General features: G+C 64.0%; 18 protein-coding genes and 1 tRNA gene. 6 read left to right on the top strand and 13 right to left on the bottom strand.

Going from position 1 to position 24289, the window contains the following annotated elements:
- Window positions 1–5: 5 nt before the first annotated feature.
- The 4 genes from RUH75_RS02995 to RUH75_RS02980 all read right to left on the bottom strand — a co-directional run bounded on the left by RUH75_RS02995 (window position 6) and on the right by RUH75_RS02980 (window position 3869).
- Window positions 6–968, bottom strand: coding sequence for an AAA family ATPase (locus RUH75_RS02995; protein WP_313802032.1), 963 nt, complete (start codon window positions 966–968; stop codon window positions 6–8).
- Window positions 965–1591, bottom strand: a complete 627-nt coding sequence (gene tmk / locus RUH75_RS02990) for a dTMP kinase (RefSeq protein WP_313802086.1) — start codon at window positions 1589–1591, stop codon at window positions 965–967. The genes RUH75_RS02995 and tmk overlap by 4 nt, the downstream gene beginning before the upstream one ends.
- Window positions 1588–2751 (bottom strand): D-alanyl-D-alanine carboxypeptidase family protein, encoded by a 1164-nt coding sequence (locus tag RUH75_RS02985; RefSeq protein ID WP_313802030.1) that lies wholly within the window; start codon window positions 2749–2751, stop codon window positions 1588–1590. Before RUH75_RS02985 ends, tmk begins: the two co-directional genes overlap by 4 nt.
- A gap of 80 nt (window positions 2752–2831) precedes the next feature.
- Complete coding sequence (locus tag RUH75_RS02980) at window positions 2832–3869, bottom strand: lytic murein transglycosylase (RefSeq protein WP_313802028.1); 1038 nt, start codon at window positions 3867–3869, stop codon at window positions 2832–2834.
- Between the two features lie 193 nt (window positions 3870–4062).
- On the opposite strand from RUH75_RS02980, the gene RUH75_RS02975 reads away from it, so the two are divergent.
- A tRNA-Ser gene (locus tag RUH75_RS02975) sits at window positions 4063–4150 on the top strand.
- Between the two features lie 84 nt (window positions 4151–4234).
- On the opposite strand, the gene RUH75_RS02970 is transcribed toward RUH75_RS02975, so the two are convergent.
- Complete coding sequence (locus RUH75_RS02970; RefSeq protein WP_313802026.1) at window positions 4235–4783, bottom strand: hypothetical protein; 549 nt, start codon at window positions 4781–4783, stop codon at window positions 4235–4237.
- Between the two features lie 227 nt (window positions 4784–5010).
- Here RUH75_RS02970 and RUH75_RS02965 point away from each other — a divergent pair, with 227 nt between their 5' ends.
- Window positions 5011–5247, top strand: coding sequence for a hypothetical protein (locus tag RUH75_RS02965; RefSeq protein WP_313802024.1), 237 nt, complete (start codon window positions 5011–5013; stop codon window positions 5245–5247).
- Between the two features lie 310 nt (window positions 5248–5557).
- Window positions 5558–5980: a DUF983 domain-containing protein gene (locus RUH75_RS02960; protein ID WP_313802022.1), complete on the top strand. Its 423-nt coding sequence runs from the start codon at window positions 5558–5560 to the stop codon at window positions 5978–5980.
- A gap of 131 nt (window positions 5981–6111) precedes the next feature.
- On the opposite strand, the gene secA is transcribed toward RUH75_RS02960, so the two are convergent.
- A complete protein-coding gene (secA, locus tag RUH75_RS02955) occupies window positions 6112–8844 on the bottom strand; it encodes a preprotein translocase subunit SecA (RefSeq protein ID WP_313802020.1) in 2733 nt (910 codons plus the stop codon).
- A 229-nt stretch (window positions 8845–9073) separates the two neighbouring features.
- Here secA and RUH75_RS02950 point away from each other — a divergent pair, with 229 nt between their 5' ends.
- From RUH75_RS02950 to RUH75_RS02940, 3 genes are read left to right on the top strand one after another with little or no spacing between them, the layout of a single operon-like run.
- Window positions 9074–10585, top strand: a complete 1512-nt coding sequence (locus RUH75_RS02950; protein ID WP_313802084.1) for a glycosyltransferase family 39 protein — start codon at window positions 9074–9076, stop codon at window positions 10583–10585.
- A 30-nt stretch (window positions 10586–10615) separates the two neighbouring features.
- On the top strand, window positions 10616–11842 hold the full coding sequence (gene argJ / locus RUH75_RS02945; RefSeq protein WP_313802018.1) for a bifunctional glutamate N-acetyltransferase/amino-acid acetyltransferase ArgJ: 1227 nt from the start codon (window positions 10616–10618) through the stop codon (window positions 11840–11842).
- A gap of 36 nt (window positions 11843–11878) precedes the next feature.
- Entirely contained in the window at window positions 11879–12679 is an 801-nt protein-coding gene (locus RUH75_RS02940; protein WP_313802016.1) for an inositol monophosphatase family protein, read from the top strand.
- 94 nt (window positions 12680–12773) lie between these two features.
- Here RUH75_RS02940 and trxA read toward each other — a convergent pair whose 3' ends face one another.
- The 7 genes from trxA to RUH75_RS02905 are packed head-to-tail and all read right to left on the bottom strand — an operon-like array spanning window position 12774 to window position 24005.
- Complete coding sequence (gene trxA / locus RUH75_RS02935) at window positions 12774–13094, bottom strand: thioredoxin TrxA (protein WP_313802014.1); 321 nt, start codon at window positions 13092–13094, stop codon at window positions 12774–12776.
- Window positions 13095–13123: 29 nt separating this feature from the next.
- Window positions 13124–16567: a double-strand break repair helicase AddA gene (addA, locus tag RUH75_RS02930; RefSeq protein WP_313802012.1), complete on the bottom strand. Its 3444-nt coding sequence runs from the start codon at window positions 16565–16567 to the stop codon at window positions 13124–13126.
- The gene (gene addB / locus RUH75_RS02925) at window positions 16548–19523 is read right to left on the bottom strand and encodes a double-strand break repair protein AddB (protein ID WP_313802010.1); all 2976 of its coding nucleotides are present in this window, start codon (window positions 19521–19523) and stop codon (window positions 16548–16550) included. Before addB ends, addA begins: the two co-directional genes overlap by 20 nt.
- On the bottom strand, window positions 19516–20226 hold the full coding sequence (locus RUH75_RS02920; protein WP_313802008.1) for a nucleotidyltransferase family protein: 711 nt from the start codon (window positions 20224–20226) through the stop codon (window positions 19516–19518). Before RUH75_RS02920 ends, addB begins: the two co-directional genes overlap by 8 nt.
- The gene (locus tag RUH75_RS02915; RefSeq protein WP_313802082.1) at window positions 20223–21209 is read right to left on the bottom strand and encodes a phosphotransferase; all 987 of its coding nucleotides are present in this window, start codon (window positions 21207–21209) and stop codon (window positions 20223–20225) included. The genes RUH75_RS02920 and RUH75_RS02915 overlap by 4 nt, the downstream gene beginning before the upstream one ends.
- On the bottom strand, window positions 21206–21664 hold the full coding sequence (gene tsaE / locus RUH75_RS02910) for a tRNA (adenosine(37)-N6)-threonylcarbamoyltransferase complex ATPase subunit type 1 TsaE (protein WP_313802006.1): 459 nt from the start codon (window positions 21662–21664) through the stop codon (window positions 21206–21208). Before tsaE ends, RUH75_RS02915 begins: the two co-directional genes overlap by 4 nt.
- Window positions 21657–24005 (bottom strand): PAS-domain containing protein, encoded by a 2349-nt coding sequence (locus RUH75_RS02905; RefSeq protein ID WP_313802004.1) that lies wholly within the window; start codon window positions 24003–24005, stop codon window positions 21657–21659. The genes tsaE and RUH75_RS02905 overlap by 8 nt, the downstream gene beginning before the upstream one ends.
- Window positions 24006–24289 lie beyond the last annotated feature (284 nt).

Raw genomic sequence — 24289 nt, 5'->3', positions numbered from 1 at the left:
GCTTTTCAGCGAGCCAGCGCGGCGACATGGCCCGCCAGTTCGAATACGACGGCACCCGGTTCCAGGGACAGGATGATGGCCCCTCCTGCAAGTTGACGCGCGGCCTCCCAATGGTCCAGCGCTTCGCCAAGGGCCGCGCCCTGCCGCTGGCGGGCAGCGGTGGCGATGAAGGCGGGAGCGCGCTCAAGGAAGGCTTCGTAGCGCGGACGCGCTGCCTTGGAACCCAGTGACTTGGCGAGGATCAGGCGCTGGCGGTTGCCGGGATCACCATCGGTCGCGATGGCGGCGAGCGATTGTTCGATATCCGCGATATTGAGCCCGGCATAGCGCAGCGCCTTGCCCGGCGACCCCTCGCCCGCGCGGATCAGCGCATCCAGTTCATCCGGGGACAGGCTTTCGTCCTCGGCGCGCAGAATGGCGCGCATGGCGTCATCGTTCAATGTGTCGAAACGCAGCGTGCGGCAACGGGACCGGATGGTGGGAAGCAGACGGCCGGGAGCATGGCTGACCAGCAGGAACAGCATGTCGGCCGGCGGTTCCTCAAGATTTTTGAGCAGCGCGTTGGCAGCGCCGCGCTCCAGATCATCCGCGCTGTCGATCAGGACGATGCGACGGGAAGACATGGAGGGAGCGGACTGGATCAGGCGTTGCAGGCCACGAATCTGATCGACCGTGATGTTGCGCGCCGTGCCGCTTTCCTTCTCCAGACAGAAAAGCTCCGCATAATCGGGATGGGCGTCGGCTTCGAACAGGCGGCGGATAGGGTGATCCTGCGGTACGTCCAGTCCATCGTCTGGAATGGGCGGTCCGGCGGCTTCCGCGAGAAGGCGAAGGGCCATGGCACGGGCAAATCCGGCCTTTCCGATGCCGCGCGGCCCCGCCAATATCCAGCCATGGTGCAGACGGCCACTGCGCGCCGCGCTCAGGAGCATGCGTTCCTGTTCGTCGTGACCAAGGAGTGACGTCATGGCAGCAGGTCTTGCAGGCCATGCAGCAGGCGTGCTGTCACGACTTCCGCATCGCCCGACGCATCGATTGCAAGGAAACGGGCCGGTTCCTCCTCGGCAAAGCGCGTGAAGGCCCGGGCAACCGCGAGGTGAAAGCTACGGTCGCGCCCTCCGATCCGGTCGGACGCATCGCCATCGCGGGAACGGGCGCGCGCAGCCGCTTCCGCTTCGGACAAGGCGAGGAAAAGGGTGCGATCGGGCAGAAACCCACCGCTGCCGATCCTGTGGAGCGCCAATATGTCCGCGTCGGTGAGATCGCCCATGCCCTGATAGGCGCGACTGCTGTCCAGAAAGCGGTCGGACAGGACCCATGCACCGCGATCCAGCGCTGGGCGGATGGTTTTTTCGACATGGTCGGCACGGGCGGCGGCAAACAGCAGCGCTTCTGCGCGCGGGCTCCAGCGGTCGGCCCCGCCGGTCAGCAACAGCGCGCGAATGGCCTCCGCGCCTTCGCTGCCGCCCGGTTCGCGGGTTTCGACGACTTCCAGTCCCCGCGCGCGCAGGGCCGTGGCGAGCGCCCGAAGCTGGGTCGACTTACCGGCGCCCTCCCCGCCTTCCAGAGAGATGAAGCGGCCGTGCGTCACCCGAAGAACGACTTCAGCCCGTTCCACAGGCGACCGAAAATGCCTGCTTCGGAAACTTCTTCACCCGCCACCAGCGGCAGTATCTGCGGCGGGGTATCGGGGGTGGAGATGATCAACTGGGCGATCTTCTGCCCTTTGGCGATGGGGGCCTTGATCGGGCCGGTATAGACGACCTTGACGGAAATGTTGGAAGAAGCCGCGCGGGGCAGGGTCACGGCCATGTCCTGCGGCGCGACGAGCGGCACGCTGGTGGCGCTGCCCTGCTGGACCTCGGCGGTTTCAACGGTCTGCCCCTTTTTGAACAGGGGCTGTGCCTTCCATGCGCGGAAACCCCAGTCCATAAAGCGGACGGATTCTGCAATGCGCCGATTGGCGCTGGTCAGGCCTGCCACGACCATCACCAGGCGACGGCCTTCCTGCTCCGCCGATCCGGTGAAGCCATAGCCTGCTTCCTCGGTATGACCGGTCTTGAGGCCATCGGCGCCCGCGACCTTGCCCAGAATCGGATTGCGGTTGCCCTGCTCGATATCCGCGCCGCCCATGGTTTTCCCCCAGGTGAAGGCGCGCGTGGCATAGAATTTCTTGTAGAGGCTGGGCGTTTCCTCGATCGTCGCTTCCGCCAGCGTGGCGAGGTCAGCCGCGGTCACATAGGTTGCGCCCTCGTCCGGCCAGCCGTTGGAAGTGCCGAAATTGCTGTTCTTGAGGCCGAGCCGCCTGGCCTCCTGATTCATCAGCGCTACGAAGGCCTGCTCAGTCCCGGCAATGCCCTCCGCCAGCACGACGCAGGCGTCATTGCCGGACAGCGTGACGATGCCGTGCAGCAGATTTTCCACCGACACCTGCTCGCCAACTGAAAGGAACATCGTCGAACCCGCCTGGGGGCCATGCCATTGCTGCCAGGTTTCCGGGCGAACGGTGAATTTCTGGTCGAGCTTCAGGTCGCCCTTCTGAATCAGGCGAAAAGCGACGTGCACCGTCATCATCTTCGCCATGGAGGCGGGCGGGATGCGGGTTTCGCCCCCCCTGTCGTAGAGTACGGCGCCGGAAGACATATCCTTCATATAGGCGATCGGCGCTTCGCTGGTATAGGGCGGCGCGGCTGCGGTCAGCGGCTGGGACAGCAGCCCGGCGAAAAGGAGGGCGGCGACGGACTTCTTCATGCGGGACTGCCTTCGGACTGGTGGATTCTTCGAGTGCCTTGCGCTTTCATTAGCCATGACAGGGGCGATCTCAAAGCGCTCTATTGCTTCACGGCATCGGCCAGCAGGCCGACCGACAGAGCGTAGAAGTTGGAGCAGTTATAGTCGAGGATCGCCCGATAGTTACTGGTGAGAAGATAGGCGGTCTTGCCCGGACCATCGGGTTCCAGCAACGTGGCCATCACCCTGTCGGTTGGCCAGTTGCCTCCGGTCGGCACGATCCCCATGCGCCGCCATTCCGCCATGCTGAGCCAGCGGCTGTGCCGGTTGAACACGCGCTCGCAGCGCGCGGGACGGGTGCGTGCGGCGATGCCCGCGCGATCCAGACTGGCGGGCGCCGATACGGCGATGCCCCAGGGCTGACCCCGCCGCCATCCGGCGTGGACAAAATAATTGGCGATCGATGCGAGCGCGTCCGCTTCACTGTTCCAGATGTCGACCCGACCGTCGCCATCGCCATCCTTGCCAAGCCGCAGGTAGACGCTGGGCAGGAATTGCGGATAGCCGGTGGCCCCGGCCCAACTGCCCACCAGACGGCTGCGCGGGACGCCATTGTCCAGCATCTTGAGCGTCGCCAGCAATTCCGGCTCGAATAAGATGCGGCGCCGTCCTTCATAGGATAGCGTCGCCAGCGAGCGGATGAGATCAAAATCGCCGGTATAGGAGCCGTAATTGGTTTCATGGCCATATATGGCGACCATGACCTCCTCCGGCACGCCGGTTTCCGCTTCGATCCGGGCCAAGCGCGCGCGATTGGCGCTGTAGACGGCGCGGCCACGGCTGATGCGGGCCATGTCGACATGCTGGCGACGATAGGGCTCGAAATTGGGGATCGGCGCATAGGCGCCGCCGCCCGGCTGATTCTGGTCAAGTTGAACCACGCGCGGGTTGAGCGTCAGGGTGGGGTACACGCTGTCCAGGGTCGTGTCCCGGATACCCAGGGCACGAGCCTTGGGACGGAGGGATTCGAGATAGGCCCGGAATGCGACATCTTCCTGCGCCATCACGCCGCCGGCCGTCAGACTGACCACCATGAGGGTAGTTAATCCCAGCAACAAGGGCATGATCGAGGAACGCATTGAAGAATCTCCTTGTTCCCTTTTGTTGCACAGGGACGCCGTGGCGTGAATCCCCTTATTGGGACAGGGCGCTTTTCCGATGATGAAAGCAGTCTCCTTCGATTTTTGCGCTTGGCATGGCCGCCCGGTTCGCTAGGAAGCGTGCGACGGACAAGTGGCAAGTGGTTGAAGCGCTGGTCCTGACAGTTTGTGCGGATGGGTGGCCGAGCGGTTTAAGGCACCGGTCTTGAAAACCGGCGAGGTGCAAGCCTCCGTGGGTTCGAATCCCACCCCATCCGCCAGCGTCCGCATCGCTCGAATTGTACAGTCTACATTTCTGACGCGCCGATCCTTTATGAGATAGGACGGAAACGAGCGGGAAGAAGCTATCGCTCAACCTGAAACTTCGATGCTCGACTTGTGAGATATCCCTCCATGTCGAAGCCACTGATATCTGAAATGAACTTGAAAGAGTCCTTTCCGGTGAAGACCGCCCAAGTCCCCATTTTGCAAGCCTGAATTGCAGCAGGAAGGTTATCCTCACGCAAAATCAGTAAAACAGGCTCATAGCCATGCTCTCTCAATAATGGCCCATAGGATTTGAACTTTTTTAGCGTGCCCGCGTCACCCGATCCAATACGGTACTTCGTATCGATGGCGTATTTTCCGACAATCAAATCGCAAGGTTCACCACTGCCAACCTTGAAGGCAGATTTATAATCGTCCCGTTCCACGCATGCCTGGATGATTAATAGCTGCCAGCAAAAGCCTAATTCCCTTCCCCAATATTGCCTGTTCTCCCTCTTCAATGCTGGAGAAATTCCAAAAGCATCCATCAAAAGGTCGTGATCGTCGTTTTCCTCGCCATACACCTTGCCAACGAATGATTTCTGGTAGGTCCCGAGGACTGAATCGAGGCGATCCTCCGTCGACATTTCCTGAACTCCCGGGTGAATATGCGGAGGTTCGTAACCCGAATGACCTTTGCAGGGAAGGCGCATCGAAGGACATTGACCGCTGTTCGCCTATGCTGGGTCTGCGGTGCTCATAGCCACTCCGCCTTGGGAACTGGCTATAAGCCCTGTCCGTAAACTTGATCCCCGTTAAAGCGGAGCGCATCAGGCCATGCTAATGTCGGTTTGCAAATCATCGGGAGGTGGTGATGTCTGCCGATACCAACGCGCGCTATCTATTCCGGCGCGCGAGAGAAGAAGCCGCGAAAGCTGAGGCTGCGGTCGAAAGAAGCGCTTCGCCGCAGGAAGTTGCGGCTCATCGCGAACTGGCGCTACGCTACAAGGTCAGGGCGTTGGCGATGTCCTGCCCGGATCAGGTCCTGCATGATGCGATGGAAAAGGACCAGGGATCGGGCGCTTCCTGTTGGGGAACGATCGCACATTGAATCCGGCAGATGGGAACTTTCCCCGAACCTTTGAATGACGAAAAAAAGCGCCCCCGGGCAAGGGAAAGCCGGGGACGCGACTTGTCTGCTGTCGGGCATCCAAATCCCCTTTCGCGTAGCAGCGGAGGTGCCTGTTGGCAATCTATCCAATGGTGGGGGGCTTCTTTCCGTAACGTCATCTCCGCTTGAAAGATATTGTGGGGACCTGAGGCAAAAAGCCCAATTGCAATTCGGCCAGTGATGATCACATTTCCACGTCGGACAGGACGGCATGACGATGGACGACGCAAACAGAAAGTCACTTACGGAAATGGCAGGGACGCAGGAAGGCGGGGACTGGGAACGGCGCTCGCCGATCGAAACGGGTCCCTTCGGTCGCTGCCCTCGATGTGGCGAGGGGCATATCTTCCATGGCTTTCTCACGGTACGCGATCATTGCGAGATATGCGGACTGAGCTATGACTTTGCCGATCCGGCCGATGGTCCGGCTGTATTCGTGCAATTGTTCGCTTGCGTGCCCGGCGTCATTTTCATCATCATGCTGGAGATACTGGCGCGGCCAGGCCTGTGGGTGCATCTGGCCGTCAGCGTTCCGGTACTGGTTTTGACGACGGTTCTGCCGCTTCGGCCGATCAAGGGATGGTTAATCGCGGCGCAATATGTGAACAAGGCGCAAGAGGCCGGCACAGCCCAATTATGGGCGAAACTGCACGGCGACCGGCCCGGCGATTAGAATTCTGCGCTGGAGTTAGAACAATTGGGCGCAAAAGTGGGAACCGGTTTTGCACCTGAAACGATGCGAAAACAAAACTGGAGCGGGTGTCCTGCGTCTGCTTTAATGCAGCGCCCTCACGCTGGGCGCGCTCAGTTGAGCGCGCCGTGGCAATGCTTGTATTTCTGGCCCGAACCGCAGGGGCATGGCGCGTTCCGGCTGATATCCAGATTGACGAATTCCCCTGCCTGACCCGTGCCCACCGGCGGACGCGGCAGGGTCGTGGTGATTCCGCTGATCTGGCCGCCATCAATGTCCCCGCTATTCTCCTCGCCTGAAAACGGGTCGATATGGGTGGTGATGAAGTCGGGCAACACCGGCAGGTCGAATTCGGGTAACGGCTCTTCCATGCGGAACTGCACGCGCGCAATGGAACCGGTCACATCTTCCCGGATGTTGCCCAGCATGCGTTCGAACAGGGCGAAGGCTTCCTGCTTATATTCGTTGATCGGCGTCTTTTGCGCATAGGCGCGCAGGTGGACCACCTGGCGGAGCGCGTCGAGCGTCGACAGATGTTCCTTCCAGTGATGATCCAGGCTCTGGAGCAGGATGCTCTTCTCGATCATGTGCCAGTTTTCGGGATCGAGTTCCCTGACCTTGTCCGCCACCGCTTCATCGGCGAGCGCGGTCAGCCGTTCCTCGATCATTTCCGGATCGACATGATCCTCCGCCAGCCAGGCGTCGAAGTCCGGTTCCAGGTTCAGCACCTCCGCCGTCCGGGCCTTCAGCCGCTCCATGTCCCATTGCTCGGGATAGGTGCCGGGCGGGCAGGATGCGCCGACCAGATCATTGACTGTCTCATGGCGCATGTCGACGACGACATCGTCCACCGTTTCCGCATCCATGATGTCGCTGCGCTGTTCATAGATGACCTTGCGCTGGTCGTTCATCACGTCGTCATATTCGACGACCTGCTTGCGGATGTCGTAGTTGCGCGCCTCGACCTTCTTCTGCGCGGTTTCGATAGCCTTGCTGAGCCACTTTGAAGGCGGCAGCGCCTCGCCATCTTCCAGGTTCGATCGGATCATCTTGGCGAACATGGTGTCCGGGCCGAATATGCGCATCAGATCATCGTCAAGGCTGAGGTAGAAGCGCGACAGGCCGGGGTCGCCCTGACGGCCCGAACGGCCGCGCAGCTGATTGTCGATGCGGCGGCTTTCATGGCGCTCTGTTGCCAGCACGAACAGGCCACCGGCGGCGAGCACTTCGGCCTTTTCCGCTTCGATTTCGGCGTCGATGCGGCGGATCGCGGCTTCGCGCTCCGGCCCTTCCGGCATGTCGCGCAGTTCGTCCTCGACACGCATCTCAAGGTTGCCGCCCAATTTGATGTCGGTACCGCGACCGGCCATGTTGGTGGCGATCGTCACCGCGCCCTTGCGGCCTGCCTGCGCGACGATATGCGCTTCGCTTTCGTGGAAGCGGGCGTTGAGGACGGCATGCCTGACCCCTTCCTGCGTCAGGAATTCGGACAGCATTTCCGACTTTTCGATCGACACCGTGCCGACCAGGACCGGTTGACCCTGCTCCGCATGGAGCTTGATGGTCTTGGCGATGCCGCGGAACTTGTCTTCCAGATTCTTGTAGAAGCTGTCTTCCTCATCGACGCGCTGCACCGGCCGGTTGGTCGGGATGGTGACAACGTTCATCTTGTAGATTTCGTAGAATTCGGTCGCTTCGGTCGCGGCCGTGCCGGTCATGCCGCCGAGCTTCGGGTACATGCGGAAATAATTCTGGAAGGTGATGGACGCCAGCGTCTGGTTCTCCGGCTCGATATTCACCGCTTCCTTGGCTTCCACCGCCTGGTGCAGGCCATCCGACCAGCGGCGGCCATCCATCATGCGGCCGGTGAATTCGTCGATGATGATGACCTTGCCGTCCTTGACGATGTAATCGATGTCGCGCCGGAACATGACATTCGCGCGCAGCGCCTGATTGACGTGGTGGACGACGGCGGTGTTCTCGAAATCATAGAGGTTGGCGCCCTGCAGCAGCCCGGCCTCCTCCAGCATGCGCTCGATTTTTTCCGTGCCGTCCTCGGTCAGGGTGACGGTGCGCTGCTTCTCGTCCTTTTCATAGTCGGCCTCGTCCAGCCGCTTCACGATGGCGTCGACAGCGACATAAAGTTCCGACTTGTCGTCAGTCGGGCCGGAGATGATCAGCGGCGTGCGCGCCTCGTCGATCAGGATTGAGTCCACCTCGTCGACGATGGCGAAGTTGAAGGGCCGCTGCACCATCGACGCGCGGTCATATTTCATATTGTCGCGTAGATAGTCGAAGCCCAGCTCGTTGTTCGTCGCATAGGTGATGTCGGCGCCATACGCCTCGCGCCGCTGGTCTTCCGACAGGTTCGGCACGATGACGCCGGTGGTGAGGCCCAGGAAGCGATAGACCTGCCCCATCCATTCGCAGTCGCGGCTGGCCAGATAGTCGTTCACGGTGACGACGTGGACGCCCTTTCCTTCCAGCGCGTTGAGATAGGTGGCCAGCGTCGCGACCAGCGTCTTGCCCTCACCGGTGCGCATTTCCGCGATTTCGCCGCGATGGAGGACGACGCCGCCGACCATCTGCACGTCATAATGGCGCTGGCCAAGGGTACGCCTGGCAGCCTCACGCACGGTGGCGAAAGCTTCGGGCAGCAGGCCATCAAGGGTTTCCCCCTGCGCCAGCCGCTCACGGAAACGGGTAGTCTGCGCCGTCAGTTCCTCGTCGGTCATCGCCGAGATGGTCGGCTCGAAAGAAGCGATCTGTTCGACGGTCTTACCCAGCGACTTCACATAGCGGTCGTTGGAGGAGCCGAAAATGGACTTGGCGAGTGCGCCGAACATGCAAGTTCCTGACAAAAGGGGGACGCGCGCCCTTTTGGGGCAACGCGCACAGACATGCGCGGCGATTTAGGAGGCACACAGGCGTTAGTCAATCAGAGCGGGCATGTCGGAACAGCGCCATATTCGATGGCCAGGCGGATTTTTCGCCGCGAAATGACCATGATGCGCTGGATATTGGCGGATTGCGGCGTCTTGTGCCAAAGGCCGATAAAATGAGAGGCGCTTGACGATGGTTCCCGGCCCTGCCCGCATGAAGTTGCGTGGCGCGACTTTTGTGGTGATGGCGGTGGTCGCGGCCCTTCTCTGGTTTGGGACGACGGCGCTGGCCACGCCTTTCGATCATGACGAGAGTCAATATATAGCGGGGGCATGGTTCAGCTCGCGCATGCTGGTCTATCGGGACTTCCTCTATCTTCAACCACCGTTGCACAGCTGGCTGTTCGCGCCACTGGCCGTGGCCTTTCCGGGCAAGATGCTGGCGGCGATGCGGCTCGTCACGGCGGCCTGCGCGGCGGGAACGCTCCTGCTACTCTACCATGCGCAGCGTCTGGCGGGCATTTCGCGCGGCAGTGGAGCGATTGCTGCCGCATTAATGGCGGCGACCGCGGCATTCCAGTTCACCGCTAGCGTGACGCGCAACGATATGCTGCCGACCTTGCTTGCGACGCTAGCGATGCTCCTGATGATGGCGGCGCTTAAAATCGCCGGACGGCGATTCTGGTTCGGGGCGGGGCTGTGCTTTGGACTGGCGATTGCCACCAAGCTCAATTTCATTCCATTGGGCGCGGCGGCGGGTGCATTCGCTCTGCTGGCCTATCGCCGCCATGCCCCTTGGCTTGTCCTTGGCCTATTGGCCGGGGTCGCGCCGATGATCATGGCTTGGGCTCTGGCACCGGAGGCCTTTTCCTATGGCGTCATCACCTTTGCCGCGACGGGGCCCTTTGCCTGGTATGCTGCCAATGGGGCGGGAGATGAACTGGCGATCGGGGAAAAATTCGGCGACCTCGTCAAATATCTCTGGCGCGGACCAGCGCTGGTAGCGCTGGTGGTGATCCTGGGTCATGGATGGATGAGACGCGGGCAGGCCTGGCCCCCGGAACGCCAACTCGCTTTCTGGATGATAGGCGGCGGGCTGATCGGCGCCGCCTTGCCAACCCCGTCGCAGGTCCAATATGTCATGCCGCTGCTGCCCCCGCTGGGTTTGGCTCTCGGCCATGTGCTGGATGATGCCCGGCAATGGCGTGAGGGGATACGGGCGGGTCTTGTCGTTCTGCTCAGCCTTGCCGCCGTCAAGGGCATGCTGCCCGTCAGTCGGCATGTCATGGCAATGACGCGCCATGGATCGCCTGTCCTGGCGGCAAGCGCCGACGCTCGCTGGGCAGGCGCGCAGGTGCGCGCCTTGGCGGATGGTGATGAGATTGTCAGCCTTTCGCCCCAGCTGTTGGTCGACAGCGGCTTGAACATCGATCGCCGCTTCGCTGCGGGCCCCTTCGTCTATCGGACGGGCTGGACGATGGAGACGGCACGGGCCCGGCGTATCCATGCCATGATTCCGGCAAATCTGGCCGACCTGGATCGCAATCCGCCCGATGCCATACTGGTCGGCTATGAAATGGGAACGCGCAAATTGCCGCTGCGGCCCGATGACGGCCTGATCGCCTATGCAAAGCGGCGCGCCTACCGGATGCTGGCCATGCCCGACGGCGTGGGAAAGCTCTATATCCGGCCATCTCGCCGTTGACGGGCAGACATATTGCGCTAAGCGACGGACATGACCGAACGCTCGCCCCTCGCCCCCGCCGCTTTCCCTGATCTTCCGCCCGTTGCGGGCGTCACGGCGCGCGTCGCGCGTGCACGTTATAAGAATTGGGAACGGTGCGACCTGACCTATGTCGAACTGGCGGAGGGCACGGTGGTCGCGGGCGTCACGACGCAGAGCAAATGCCCCTCCCCCGAGGTCGAATGGTGCCGGGACGCCATCCCGCTCGGCTCGGCGCGGGCTCTGGTCGTGAATGCGGGCAATGCCAACGCCTTTACCGGACATCGGGGTCGCGCCGCGGTGGAAGCGATCGCGGCCAAGGTCGCGAACCACCTTTCCTGCCAGCCGTCGGATATCTTCATCTCCTCGACCGGCGTGATCGGCGTTCCCCTCCCGGTGGACAAGGCCGAAGCCGGGCTGGACGCTGCTTTCGCCGCCACCCCTTGCGACTGGGAGGATGCGGCCACGACCATCGGCACGACCGACACCTATGCCAAGGGCGCCCATGCTTCTGCCATGGTTGGCGGCACGCGGGTCGAGCTGGTCGGGATCATCAAGGGTTCGGGGATGATCGCGCCCGACATGGCGACGATGCTGGGCTATATCTTCACGGATGCGGCGATCGATCCCCCGCTGTTGCAGCAGATGCTGTCCGCCGCCAACAAGCGGACTTTCTCCTGCATCACGGTCGACAGCGACACCTCGACCAGCGATACGGTGCTGGCCTTCGCCACCGGCAAGGCAGGCAATGCGCCGATCGCTTCGATGGACGATGCCGGGGCCGATGCCTTTGCCGCCGCGTTGGGCGATCTCTGCCGCCAGTTGGCCCATCTGGTAGTGCGCGACGGCGAAGGCGCGACCAAATTCATAGAGATCACCGTCGAAGGCGCCGAAAGCGACGCCAGTGCCCATCGCATCGCCCTGTCGATCGCCAACTCCCCACTGGTCAAGACCGCCATAGCGGGAGAGGATGCCAATTGGGGCCGCGTCGTCATGGCCGTCGGCAAGGCGGGCGAATCTGCGGATCGCGACAGGCTCTCCATCCGCTTCGGCGCGACTCAGGTTGCTTCGAACGGCCTCGCGGTCGAGGGCTATGACGAAGCGCCGGTCGCTGCCCACCTCAGGGGGCAGGATATTCTGATCGGCGTCGACCTCGGGCTGGGCAATGGCCGGGCGACGGTTTGGACCTGCGATCTGACACATGGCTATATCTCGATCAACGCGGATTACCGTAGTTGAGAAGAACAGGGCGTAGTTGAAGATGGGACGGAGCTGATGCCAACGGAATTGCATGAGCCGGTCGTCGCGCTGATGCGCGAAGTGGCGCGGGATGTCGTCATGCCGCGCTACCAGAATCTCGCCAGTCACGAGATCAGCGAAAAATCGGCGGCCGACGACCTTGTGACCATTGCGGACAAGGAAAGCGAAATTCGCCTGGCCGAGGGATTGGCCTCGATCCTGCCGGAAGCTGGCATCATCGGGGAGGAGGCCTGCGCGGCCGATCCGGCGATTCTGGAACGGGCGGGCGACGGCTTGAACTGGATCATCGATCCAATCGACGGCACCGGCAATTTCGCGGCCGGCAAGCCGCCCTTCGGCATCATGGTCGCATTGGCGGATGCCGGGACGATCCTGGCGGGATGGATATTGGACCCGCTGTCGGGGCGCCTGTGCCACGCCATATTGGGCGCGGGCAGCCACATCAACGCAGAGCAGGTTTATGCGAAGGAAAGCGGCGAAACACTGCCCATCGCTGCCCTGGCCGTCTATTTCATGACCGAGGAAGAGCGCGCCGACATCAAGCGCCGATCGAAAGACACCTTCCAGCTGGTGGATATTCCCCGCTGCGCCGCCGAGCAATATCCGCGATTGGTGCTGGGACAGAACGACATTTCGGTCTTTGCGCGCACCTTGCCCTGGGATCATGCGGCGGGAACGCTGTTCGTGAATGAAGCGGGCGGTTGTTGTCAGCGGCTGGACGGATCGCCCTATGTCGTGGGCGACCTGCAACGCGGGTTGCTGGGGGCGTCCTCTCCACGGGTCTGGGATCTGGCAGCGGAGCGGCTGTTCCGCTGAGCTGGCCTTTCCATCTGGCTCGAAATCACTTTAAAGGCCGGCTCATATCGAAACAGTCACGATACCGCTGACATGAACCGGCCTTTTCAAAGGTTTATAGGACGCTTTCAATCCATCCCTTGAGCGCGCTCTTGGGTGCGGCGCCAACCTTGGTCGCGGCGGCTTCGCCATTTTTGAACAGGATCATGGTCGGAATACCGCGCACGCCATATTTGCTGGGCGCATCGGGATTCTCGTCGATATTGATCTTCGCTATGAGGACCTTGTCCGCCAGTTCCTCCGAAATTTCTTCCAGAGCCGGGCCGATCATCTTGCAGGGGCCGCACCATTCGGCCCAGAAATCGACGAGAACGGGCCTGTCCGCGTTGATGACGTCCTGCTGGAAGCTGATGTCGGTGACTGCCTTGGTAGCCATAGTGCTTATCTCCTTGCTTGGACGAGTATCTAGGACGGCGTCGCGTCCGGCTCAACGGTCGGAAGCGGCAAATTCTCCTGCGCCGGGGGAAAGCCGGGCTTGTGCCGCGCCAAGAGTTCCGGCGGCAGAGTGATAAGACGCGGCGCGGAGCTGTAGAGCAGCGCGGCCTCGATCCGGCGATCCGGGAAGATCACCTGCAATGCGGCCGCATAGGCGGCCATCTGCCGGACATGGGCCAGCGGAACCTCAGCGACCGAAAGCGGGGATATGCGGCCGGTCTTGAAATCCACCAGCTGGACCAGATCATCGCCGATGCGCAGCCGGTCGACGGTTCCGGCGATCACAGCTTCCCCCACGACCGCGGCGATCGGCGCCTCCGCCAGCGCATCAGGTCCGAAAAGCTCAGCGAATTGGGGATTTTCGATAACCCGCAGAGCCTGCTCGATGACGTCAAGCCGCCGCGCCGGTTCAGCCAGTCCCTGCTGCGCCAGCCAGCTGTCGGCGCGTACGCGTCGGCTGTCCGGCGGCACGTCGGCCAGCCGTTCGAACAGCCGGTGCAGCCATCGGCCACGCTCGGCGGCGTCGCGCATCGCCGGGCTGGGCGGCGGATAGGGCACGTCATCCTCCACCGCGGCGGAAGGCGCGAGCGGGCGCGGCGGCCGGGCTTCGACGGGCGCGGGCGACCGCAGCCAGCAAGGCTCGCTCTGAACCGCCTGCCCTTCGGTCGGAGTCGGTTCCGGCGCTTTGGGTGGAAGGATTTCGTTCCCCCGCCAACTGCGCCGCGCGCCCCAGAGCGGATCAGCCTCCCACTCCGCATCCAGGGAGATCAGGGCCCCTTCAACCGCCGCATACCAGCTTTCGGGCTTTACCTCGCCCCTGGCGCGCGGGCCGAGCGAGCCGGTAACGACCAGCCTTTCCTCCGCCCGGGTCAGCGCGACATAAAGCAGGCGCCAATGTTCCGCGCGTTCGACGGCGCTCGCTTCCTCAGCGACCTGCCCGATCGGCCCCTGCCGCTCGGCCTTGCGCGGCGCAATGATCGGCAGGCCGTTCCATTCCAGCGAATCCGCGCGATTGCCGGCATCGGGATCAAGGCAGGCGTCGGCCAGGATGACGATCGGCGCCTGCAACCCCTTGGCGCCATGCACCGTCAGCAGGCGCAGCGAGTCGCCCTGTGCTGCTGCGTCACGCACGATCTCCACCTCGCCCCGGTCGAACCAGTCGATGAAGCGTTGCAGGGAGGGATAATCGTCATTTTCAAATGCCAGCGCCGCGTTCAGCAATTCCTCGATCGGATCGGCCGCTTCGGAACCAAGCCGCTCGATCAACCGACGGCGGCCATCCATCGGGCCGGATAATATGGCCTCCAGATAGCGATAGGGGGTCGTGAAGTCAGCCTGCCCCAGCAACTGGCGCAAGGGGTCGAGCAACGCATCGTCCAGCGTCTGCGTCAGATGCTGCCACAGGCCAGTGCGGCGGCGAATGAGCCGGTCCATCAACGCGCCCTGCGTCCAGCCGATCAGCGGCGAAACCAGCAGCGCGGCGAGGTTCAGATCATCTTCCGGCTGGACCGCGAAGCGCAACGCGGCCAGCAGATCGCGAACCGCCAGCGGCGCATTCAGGCGCAGGCGGTCGATGCCCGCCACGGCGACCTTCTCCTCATAGAGCCGCGCCACGATCAGCCGCGCCAGCTCGCTGCGGCGGCGCACCAGAATCATGATGTCGCCAGCCGACACCGGACGGCCCCGGCTTTCCAGCATCAGCCCGTCATCGATCCATTGCCTGATCTGCCGGGCAATGGTCTGCGCCAGCACGCGCTCCTGATCGGCGGCCCAATCCTCCTCCCCCTCGGCATCGTCGGACAGGCCCGCGACCACCGGTTTCCACAGCAGCACCTCGCCGGGGAAACGGTTGGCGCTGATGTGCCGGACCTCGCCCGGCTCCAGGCCGAAACGCTCGGCACGCAGCGTCGCGATGGTGCGGTCCACCACATCCAGCACGGCAGGCGTCGAGCGGAAACTGTGCTGGAGCGACAGGTCGTGAAAGGGATGGCTTGCATCCTCCGCATGACGCTGGAAGACGATCTGCGCAGCGCGGAAGGCTTCCGGGCTGGTACCCTGAAAACCGAAGATCGCCTGCTTGAAATCGCCCACGGTGAAGATGGTGCGGACCGTGTCGCCCTTCGCCCCCTCGCCCACGAAAAACTCTGCCGCCAGCGCGCCGACGATCTGCCACTGGCTGATATTGGTGTCCTGCGCTTCGTCCACCAGTATATGATCGATGCGCTGGTCGAGCTTGTAGCGTATCCAGTCGGCAATGCCGCGCTGCGACAGCAACTGCGCCGTATTGGCGATCAGGTCGTCGAAATCGACCGCGCCAGCCAGCTGCTTGGCCTCCGCATAGGCATGGGCATAGCTTCGCCCGGCATGCAGGGCCTGGGCCAGCAAGGCGGCATAGACGGCCCGGATTTTCAGGCCCAGAAGCTCGGCGCAGCGGCCATGCATCCGCGCGATCGCGTCGCCATAGCCATCGACGGGCGGCGCCCACCCCCTGGCGGTCGAGATCAATTCGCCGTCGGATTTGGCCCAGACGCCGTGCAGATCGGAGAGCGTGGCCGCCCGCTCCGCCGGGTCGAGTCCCCGCCAGCGCGCGATCCGGTCGCAGCGTTCCAGCGCACGGCCCGTGCCCCAATCCGCATTGGCCTGCGCGATCCAGACCAGCGTTCGCATATCGAACAACTCATCCACGCATTGCTCCGCAATATGCGCGTCGATATCGCCTTCGGGCAGGTCGAGTTCCCGCAACAGCCAGGGAGCGATATCCTTCGGCAGCGACGTGAGCGCGTCAAGGCGAGCGGCGCAGCGGAGCAGGAAGCTTTCCGCTCCCCCTTCTCCCATCCGCAAACTGAGCACCTGCAACGCCTCGATCAGCGCATCGTCGCCCTGCTCCTGCGCGACAACCACCATGTCGGCCAGCGTCTGGCGCGCCAGCGTCGCCTGCTCGCGCTGGTCCAGCGGCCGGAAACCAGGTGGCAGATCGGCCTCCAGCGGGAAAGCGGTCAGCAATTGCTGGCAGAAACCATGGATCGTCTGGATGCGCAGGCCGCCGCCGGTCGACTCCAGCACTTCGGCAAAGAGGCGCCGCGCGCGGTCACGGGCTTCGGGGCCGGATTCCTCGCCCAACGCTTCCAGATCGTGGAAGAGATCGCCCTCCTCCATCTGCACCCAGGCGGCCAGCCGGTCATGAATGCGATCCGCCATTTCCGCCGCGCCCGCCTTGGTGAAGGTGAGGCACAGGATATTTTCCGGCCGCACCCCCTGAAGCAGCAGGCGGAAAACGCGGGCGGTCAGCACATGGGTCTTGCCCGTGCCTGCAGAGGCCGACAGCCACACATGCGCGTCGGGCGCGGCGGCCTGCGCCTGCGCGCCCGCCAATGGTTGCAGGGCCTTGGCCTTTTTAGCCATCGTCGCGGCCATACCATTCCTCCAGCCGCATCAGCTGGTCATAATCGCCGTAATTCGCGACTTCAGGGTTCACCTGTGCATCGAAGGGCGCCGATCCGGTAAGATAGGTGGTGGCGACATCCTCGAACTGCGCATGGACATGGGATGTGAAATCGGCGGTGATGATCTTGTCCCGCTTGCCCATCGGATCGACCGGGCTTTCGCGATAGCCGAACGCGTCGCCCTTCTTGGCGAGCGACCAATATTCGAAGCCGCCCGCCACCGGCGCGGCATCCGTGCTGGGAAAGCCGCCCTGTTCCGCGATCAGGCCCAGCAGGCCAAGCTGGAGCGCATAGCCCGCGCGCACCTGCCGGGCGCTGGGGGGCTTGCCGGTCTTATAGTCGACGATGCCCAATTTCCCGTCAGGCAGCAGGTCGATGCGATCGGCCTTGCCCGTCAGCGTCACTCCGGCGATCTCCGCGCGGCCTTCGGTTTCGACGGAGAGGATCTTGCGTCCCGCCGCAAGATCGCTTGCGACCTCAGCGGCGATCCAGCGGATCGCTTCGATCAGGCGTGGCTGCCAGAGCGCCTTCAGCAAGGGATGGACATCCGGCCGGTCGAACATCGCCCTTGCCCGGGCTTCCAGATCGGCCAGATCACCGCTGCCAGCCTCCGCCCATTGCTGGAGGATTTCGTGAACGGCCGTGCCGCGCCAGGCCGGCCCGGCATCGGCATCCACCGGATCGAGCCGCGCGAGGCGCAGGATGCGCTTGGCGTAAAAGGCATAGGGGTCAGCCTTCAGCCGGTCGACATCGGTGACGGGGATGATCTTCGGGCGCACGGATAACGGCGGCACCGGCGCGGGGCGGTTGGCGGGCCTGTGTTCCGCCGCATGATCGAGCACCTGCGCCAGCGCGGCATAACGGTCGGCGCTTTTCCATTGCGCCCCCGCCATGGCCTTCAGCCGCAGCCAGAAACGAGAGGCGACAGCCGGGCCGCCCGATCCACGCCGGGCGCGGGTGATGAGTATCTGTGGCGCGCCCAATGCGCTCGCGAAATCATGGGCAGCAAGGCCAATGCGACTTTCCAGTCCCGGCAGGCCCATTTCCCGGCGGATGCGCGGCGCAAGCCAGGGGTCCGGCGCGGGCAGGCCCGGCCAGTTGCCTTCGTTCAGGCCGCCCAGGATCATGAGGTCGGTCTGCACCAGCCGCGCTTCGATCAGGCCAAGGATGCTGATCCGGGGATGCCCCCCTTGCGGCGGGCGAACGGAAACGCCGCCCAGCAGATGGTCGAGCAGGACCGGCAGCGCGCGGATGTCCGCCTGGCGCGGGCCTTCGCGCGCGGCGTCTTCCATCTCGGCGAAAAGATCGGCGGCGGCATGCCCTTGATGCCCGGCCCAGACCGCGTCATGCGAAAGGCGCCCGGAATGTTCGCGAATCACCGCCAACTGGCCGGGGAGGTCGGACGCCGCCGCAAAGCCCTGCTCCAACGGCTCCAGCAACGCGCGCGCCTCAGCCCACCATAGTCGCGTGCGGGCGCGCAGGGTGCGTTGGCGATCCTCGCCGTCGCGTTCCGCCAGCAGCAGGTCGAGGCCCGCTATCCCTGCCTGCGGCCTTGGCCCGCGCAGCAGCAGATCAAGCCCGCGCACGCCCTCCAGCCAGTTTAGACGCGTATCCCCGCGCATGACCAGCGGATGCTTGAGCAGCGTCAGCAACGCCACCGGCGCGAAGCGCTCCGCCAGCGCTTCAGCCATCGCGATCAGCAATGTGCCCGGCGGCAGGCGGGACAGGGGTTGGCCGGCGGAATCGTCCGCGTCGATGCCCCAGCGCCTGAGGTGCGCGGACACGCGGGTCGCCAGTTGGCGGTCGGGCGTCACCAGCGCGGCGGTGCGGGCTTCCGTCTCCACGGCTTCGCGGAGCGCGATGGCGATGGCCTGCGCTTCTTCACCGGGGGTCGCGACCTCCAGCGCCTCCACCCCGGCGAGCGAGCGGTCGGCGGTTTTCAGGTCCCGCCAGCGGCTGGTAAGGCGCGGGGGCAACATGGCGTTGGAGATATTGCGCCCCCGCACCGCGCGCGCATCATGCTCGCTGCCCCAGCGCCAGAGCGCCACGTCGTCGCGCGTCGCGCTCATGCGATCGAGCAGGCGCTTCAACGCATATTGGGGATGGGTTTCATGCCCCGCGGGCGCTCGGCCGGTGACGGGATCGGCATCGAAGGGGCCAATGGCGTCCCAGGCTTCGCCGTCCATTTCCTGATCCAGACCGGCAAAGACGACTGCCCCCTTGGGCAGCATCGCGATCCGGCGGAGCAGCGTGGCAATGGCGGGCGCCGTGGTGGACATGCCCGCCGCGATGACGAAGCCCGTCGGCGGCGCGTTCGCCCAGCGCGCGGCAACCCGATCCAGCAGCCGATTGCGACGGTCCGCCAGATCGATGCAGCCCAGCCGCGCCAGCTCCTGCGGCCATTGCGCCAACAATATGACGAAAAGCCTGAGCGACGTCTGCCAATGCTGCGACAATTCGTCCGACAAGGTAAGATCGGCCAGCGCCGTGACTGGCACGCGCTCCACATGCATCTGATCGAGGACCGCGCCAAGCGCCTGAGCCAGTTTCAGCGCCTGCCCCGCGTCCACCGGATACGCCGATGCCTGCTGCACCATGCGCGCCAGGATCATCTGGCGGCGCATCGGCGCGACGGCGGGGAGGACTGCCTCATCCTCGCCCAGCGGATCGAGCGCGCCGCCGACCTGTTCGCCCAGATCGGGATCGCCCAGCGCGACGAGGCGCGGCAACAGCAATCCGCCACCCGATTTCCGCACGAAGGCATCGCTGACCGAGCGGATGGCGCGATTATTGGGCAACAGGATCATGCCCTGCGCCAGCCGCATCGGATCGCCGCCATGCTGGGCGATTATGCCTGCCGCCAGCGCGTCGGAAAAGGCGCGATGCGTGGGGATGTTGTACAGCGCCGGGCGGGTGCGATCACCCATGGGCCAGCATCGACTCCACAACCGGAATAGCCTGCGGCGTACCGACATCGAACCATAGCCCCTGATGCGAGACGCCGTAGAGACGGCCCGCTTCTATCGCCCGATTCCAGAAGATATTGGTGGAAAAGACCTCCGATGGCGGATCGACCAGCAGGCTGGGCGACATGATCTGAACGCCGGTGAAGACGAAGGGCGCGACATGGGCGGTCTTGCGCCGGGTCAGATGGCCAGTCGCATCCATGTGGAAATCGCCGGGGCCCCGGTGGCAATTGGCACGGGCGAGCGGCACCAGCAGCAGCAGCGCGTCCATCCGCGCCGGATCCCATATCTTCCGCATCATGCCCAGCGTTTCCTGCGGGCCGTCTATCCAGAGATTATCGCTGTTGGCGCAGAAAAAGGGCGCATCGCCCAGCTGTTCCTTCGCGTGCATCAGCCCGCCGCCCGTCTCCAGCAGCTTCCTGCGCTCATCGGAAATCGCCACCTGCATGCCATTGCAATGCGCGCGAAGATGCGCCTCGACCGTATCGGCCAGATAGTGGACATTGACCACCACCTTCCTGATGCCGCCCGCCGCCAGCCGATCCAGCGCATGATCCATCAGCGGCTTGCCCGCCACCTTCACCAGCGGCTTGGGGCGGGTCGCGGTCAGCGGCCGCATGCGCTTGCCCAGGCCCGCCGCCATCAGCATCGCGGTGTCGATCATGCGCGGGCGAAATCCTCTAGGGCGTGATGGCGCTTGTCGGCGGGGATGTTGGCCACGAACCATTCCGCCACCGGAGCCAGCGCCGGATGGTTGAGGTCGCGTTCCAGCAGGTCCCACATCCGTGGCAGATAGGACAGGTAGCGCGGTTTTCCATCGCGCTTCCACAGTCGCGTGAAGATGCCGATGATCTTCGCGTTGCGCTGGGCGCCCAGCACGGCATAGGCCGCATCGAAATCCGTGGGCGGGCTGGCGATGGCGCGATAATGGTCGAGCATGGCTGCCTCCAGCGCAGGCGGGACATCGCGCCGCGCATCCTGAAGCAGCGACACCAGATCATAGGCGGGATGGCCCGCCAGCGCGTCCTGAAAGTCCAGCAGACCCAACCCGTGGGAGGCCGCCCGGTCGATCAGCATGATATTTTCCGCATGATAGTCGCGCAGCACGGTGACGACCGGGCTGGCGGACCGTTCGGCTATCGGCAGAACCGCGTCCCAGGCACGAACATAGGCTTCCTCGTCCACCGCCAGGCCAATGGCCGGGCAATACCATTCGATGAGCAGCCCCGCCTCCCGCTGGTAAACGGCGCGATCATAGGGGGGCACGTCGGCCGCCGGCAGACGGTGAAGCGCAGCCAGCAGGTCGACGGCGCGGGTGTAGACCTCCCACTCCGCGCTCGGTAGATCCTCGACATGTTCCTTGACACGCAGGTCGCCGAAATCCTCGATCAGCACCAGTCCCTCTTCCAGATCGCGCGCCAGTATCCGCGGCGCGGCAAAGCCGTTCCCGGTCAGATGCTCGGCAATGGCGATGAAGGGGCGCGGGTCCTCATGCGGCGGCGGCGCGTCCATCAACACCGCGCGGCGGGCGCCGTCAATCACCCGGAAATAGCGCCGGAAGGAGGCATCGCCGGCCAGCGGCAATATGGCCGCATGCCCCCAACCCGCAGCTGAGAGAAAGGCGGGAGCAGCGGCGGGCGGGATCATATCTGTGACCATCGCTCCGTCCAAGCGCCCGGCACGCGCGCTGTCAAGCGCCGAGCGCCGTCGGGTTCGATCGCGATGTGGAACCGCAGGGCATCGGGCCAGGCGTCCTTCCCCAGCCGGTCCGGCCATTCGACGATCAGCAGGCTGTCCATCCGATAATCGTCCAGCGCGAGTTCCTCCGCTTCCTCCGGGCCGTCGAGACGATAGAGGTCGACATGCGCCACAGGCAGACGGACTTCGGGAATATCATAGGGTTGGACGATGGCGAAGCTGGGACTGGGCGCCTCTTCTTCCAGCCCCAGCCCTTCCAATATGCCCCGCGCAAGGGTCGTCTTGCCCGCACCAAGCCCGCCTTCCAGCGCGATGACGTCGCCGATGCGGACCTGCCCGGCCAGCCTGTGCCCGAAAGCCAGCATCTCTGCTTCACCGGACAGAATGATTTCGCCCTCAGCCACGGGGCAGCTCGATCACGACCATGGTGCCCTGCCCCGGCTCGGACACCAATTGCAGCCTGCCGCCATGCGCCTCCGCCAATTGCCTGGCGAGCGGCAGGCCAATTCCCGCCTTGCCGCCATTGCGGGCCTGCTCGGTACGGGATGACGCGTCGAAGATCGTCGCCTGCCGCTTGGCGCTGATGCCCGGACCATTGTCCGACACGACCAGCCGGGCATTGTCCGCCGCCCCATCGCCATGCAGCAGAACGCGCCCGCCTCGACTGCAATAGCGCACCGCATTTTCCAGCAGATGGTCGAGCGCCTGCCCGATCCGGCGCTTGTCGCCCTCGATCGTGCCCAGGCTGGCCTGGAGAGACAGGGCAAGATCGATTCCCTTGGCGGCGGCATTGTCCCTGATCCGGGCTACCGCGTCACGGGCTTCCGCCGCAAGGTCCACGGGCGCCTTTTCGATCGGCAGCATTCCCGCTTCGCCCTGGGTAAGGTCCAGGACGTTGTCGATCAACATGGACAGCCGCCTGGTGCTTTGCAGGATGCCGTCGACATATTCCCTGGCGGACTGGCTCATTTCGCCGGCATAGCCCGCACTCATCATCTCCGCGAAACCGGCGATGGTGGTAAGGGGCGTGCGCAGTTCATAGCTCATATTGGTGACGAAGGCGGTTTTGACCTTGTCGGTCTGCTCCAGCGCGTCATTACGATCGCGCAGCACCTGTTCGACCCGGCGGCTGTCGGTCACATCCAGCATGGTGAACAAGGCGTTGCCATCGGGCAGCGGAATGGCGGCAAATTCGAAAATGCGCCCGTCTGCGAAGCCGACATGGCCAACCCGCTGCTTGCGTTCCAGCGTGGCGGCGCGCACAAGTTCGCGGACCAGATTCGCCTGCTGCGGCTTGGCGAGGCGGGACTGGACCACGCGCATCAGTTCATCGATGCGCGGATGCTTGGCCAGAATCTCCTCCGACACCTCCCAGATCGATCGGAACCGGCTGTTCCAGAGATGCAGGCGGCCGTCGGAGGAAAAGACGCCGATCGATTCGAACAGATTGTCGAAGGTCGCCGTGCGAACGCGCAGCAGCGTATCGCGGGCACTGGACAGTTGAACCTGCTCGGTACGGTCCTCGAAAATCAACAACAGCCCGCCATCAGGCAATGGCTGGGCATAGACCCGCAAATGCGTTCCGTCGGCCAGCAGCCAGTTCTCCTCCCGCGGATCAGGCGAGAGGAACCAGTCCCGCCGCTCGGTCCGCCAGGCGGGGAAATCGCGATTTTCTGGCAAGCGCCGGGATTCGCGCATCTGGTCCAGCACCCGTTCGAACAGGGGATTGTCGGACAGATGCTCCTGATCCAAGCCGAACAGGCTCATGAAGGGCTGGTTCCAGAAGCGCAATGCCCGGTCGGAACCAAAACGGGCGACACCGGCCGACAGCCGGTCCAGCAGGTCGCGCTGCGCCGCTTCCAGCCGGCGATGCTCGACGCGGGCCTGCTCCAGCTCATTCTGGTCGATCGCAAAACCGGCGACGCCCGCATCGCCCAGCGGCACGTCGACCACCCGCATCGTGCGCCGTTCCCCGTCAATGGTCGCCGGGACCATGCGGTCGACGGGATTACCGTCGGCAAGCGCCTGACCAGCGGCGCCCTGCGGGCTCAGCCCGGCGACGGTTTCGACCAGTTCCGTGCCGTTGGCGATCACGTCGCGGGCATTTTCCCCATCCACCGCGCGGACATAAGCCGTGTTCACGAGGTTGAGGCGCATATCGGGCGAGCGGTGCCACATCGGGAAAGGCGCTGCCTCGACCAACCCGGCCAGCGCCTCCAGCGCCTCGCGGAGTTGCTCGACCTTGCCCTTGAGCTGCTGAATTTCCGATTGGCTGTCGGTCGCATCGAAAATCCAGAGGACGACGCCACCGCTTTCAGCCAGCTCCGGCCCGGCGGGCGCGCCGCGCACCAGCAGAAGGCGGGACGACTCGACACCCCGGACAGCGAGCGCGAAGCCGCGACCTGCGCGCTGGGCAGCGGTGATTTCACGTGCCAGAGCTACCGCATCCGCCTGTTCCAACCCGCCATCCGGCGCGGTCAATTCGGACGCAAAGGCCGGGACCCGATCCTTGCCCAGCCATTTTGCGAGGCGATCAGCGGCTTCCAGTCGGCCGTCAGGATGAATGACGACCGGCGCTGCGGGAGCCGAAGCGAGCAGGACCGACAGGCGATCGAGCTTTCCCTGTGCCTGCATGCCTTCGCGGCGCCTGCGTTGACCGCTGGAGAGCGCCCAGATCGCAGCGCCCAGCCACGCAGCCAGCACGATGCCCAAAATCACGGCGGCAAGGGGGGGCAACGACGTCATTGCGACCTACTTCACCCTCATCGCGAAATGTTTGCCCCCATCCATGATGTTGAGGGGACTAACCCAAGTGGGATGCAGCGTGAAGCGCTGAGATACAAAGAATTATCCGATCGCACGGGAATGCCGGCCGGAAAACCGAAGATGGGTGGTTCTCAGTCATTCCCCCTCCCGCAAGCGGGAGGGGGCTAGGGGCTGGCGCGACATCGGCGGCGATTTGCAACGGCTAGTCTGTAAGCTCGCTCCGCTCGCGCCCACCCCTAACCCCTCCCGCTTGCGGGAGGGGG

The organism is Sphingobium sp. (assembly GCF_032153725.1).
Taxonomy (GTDB): Bacteria; Pseudomonadota; Alphaproteobacteria; order Sphingomonadales; family Sphingomonadaceae; genus Sphingobium.
The sequence above is the reverse complement of the archived record's forward strand: the minus strand, read 5'-3'. Positions and strand labels throughout refer to the sequence as shown.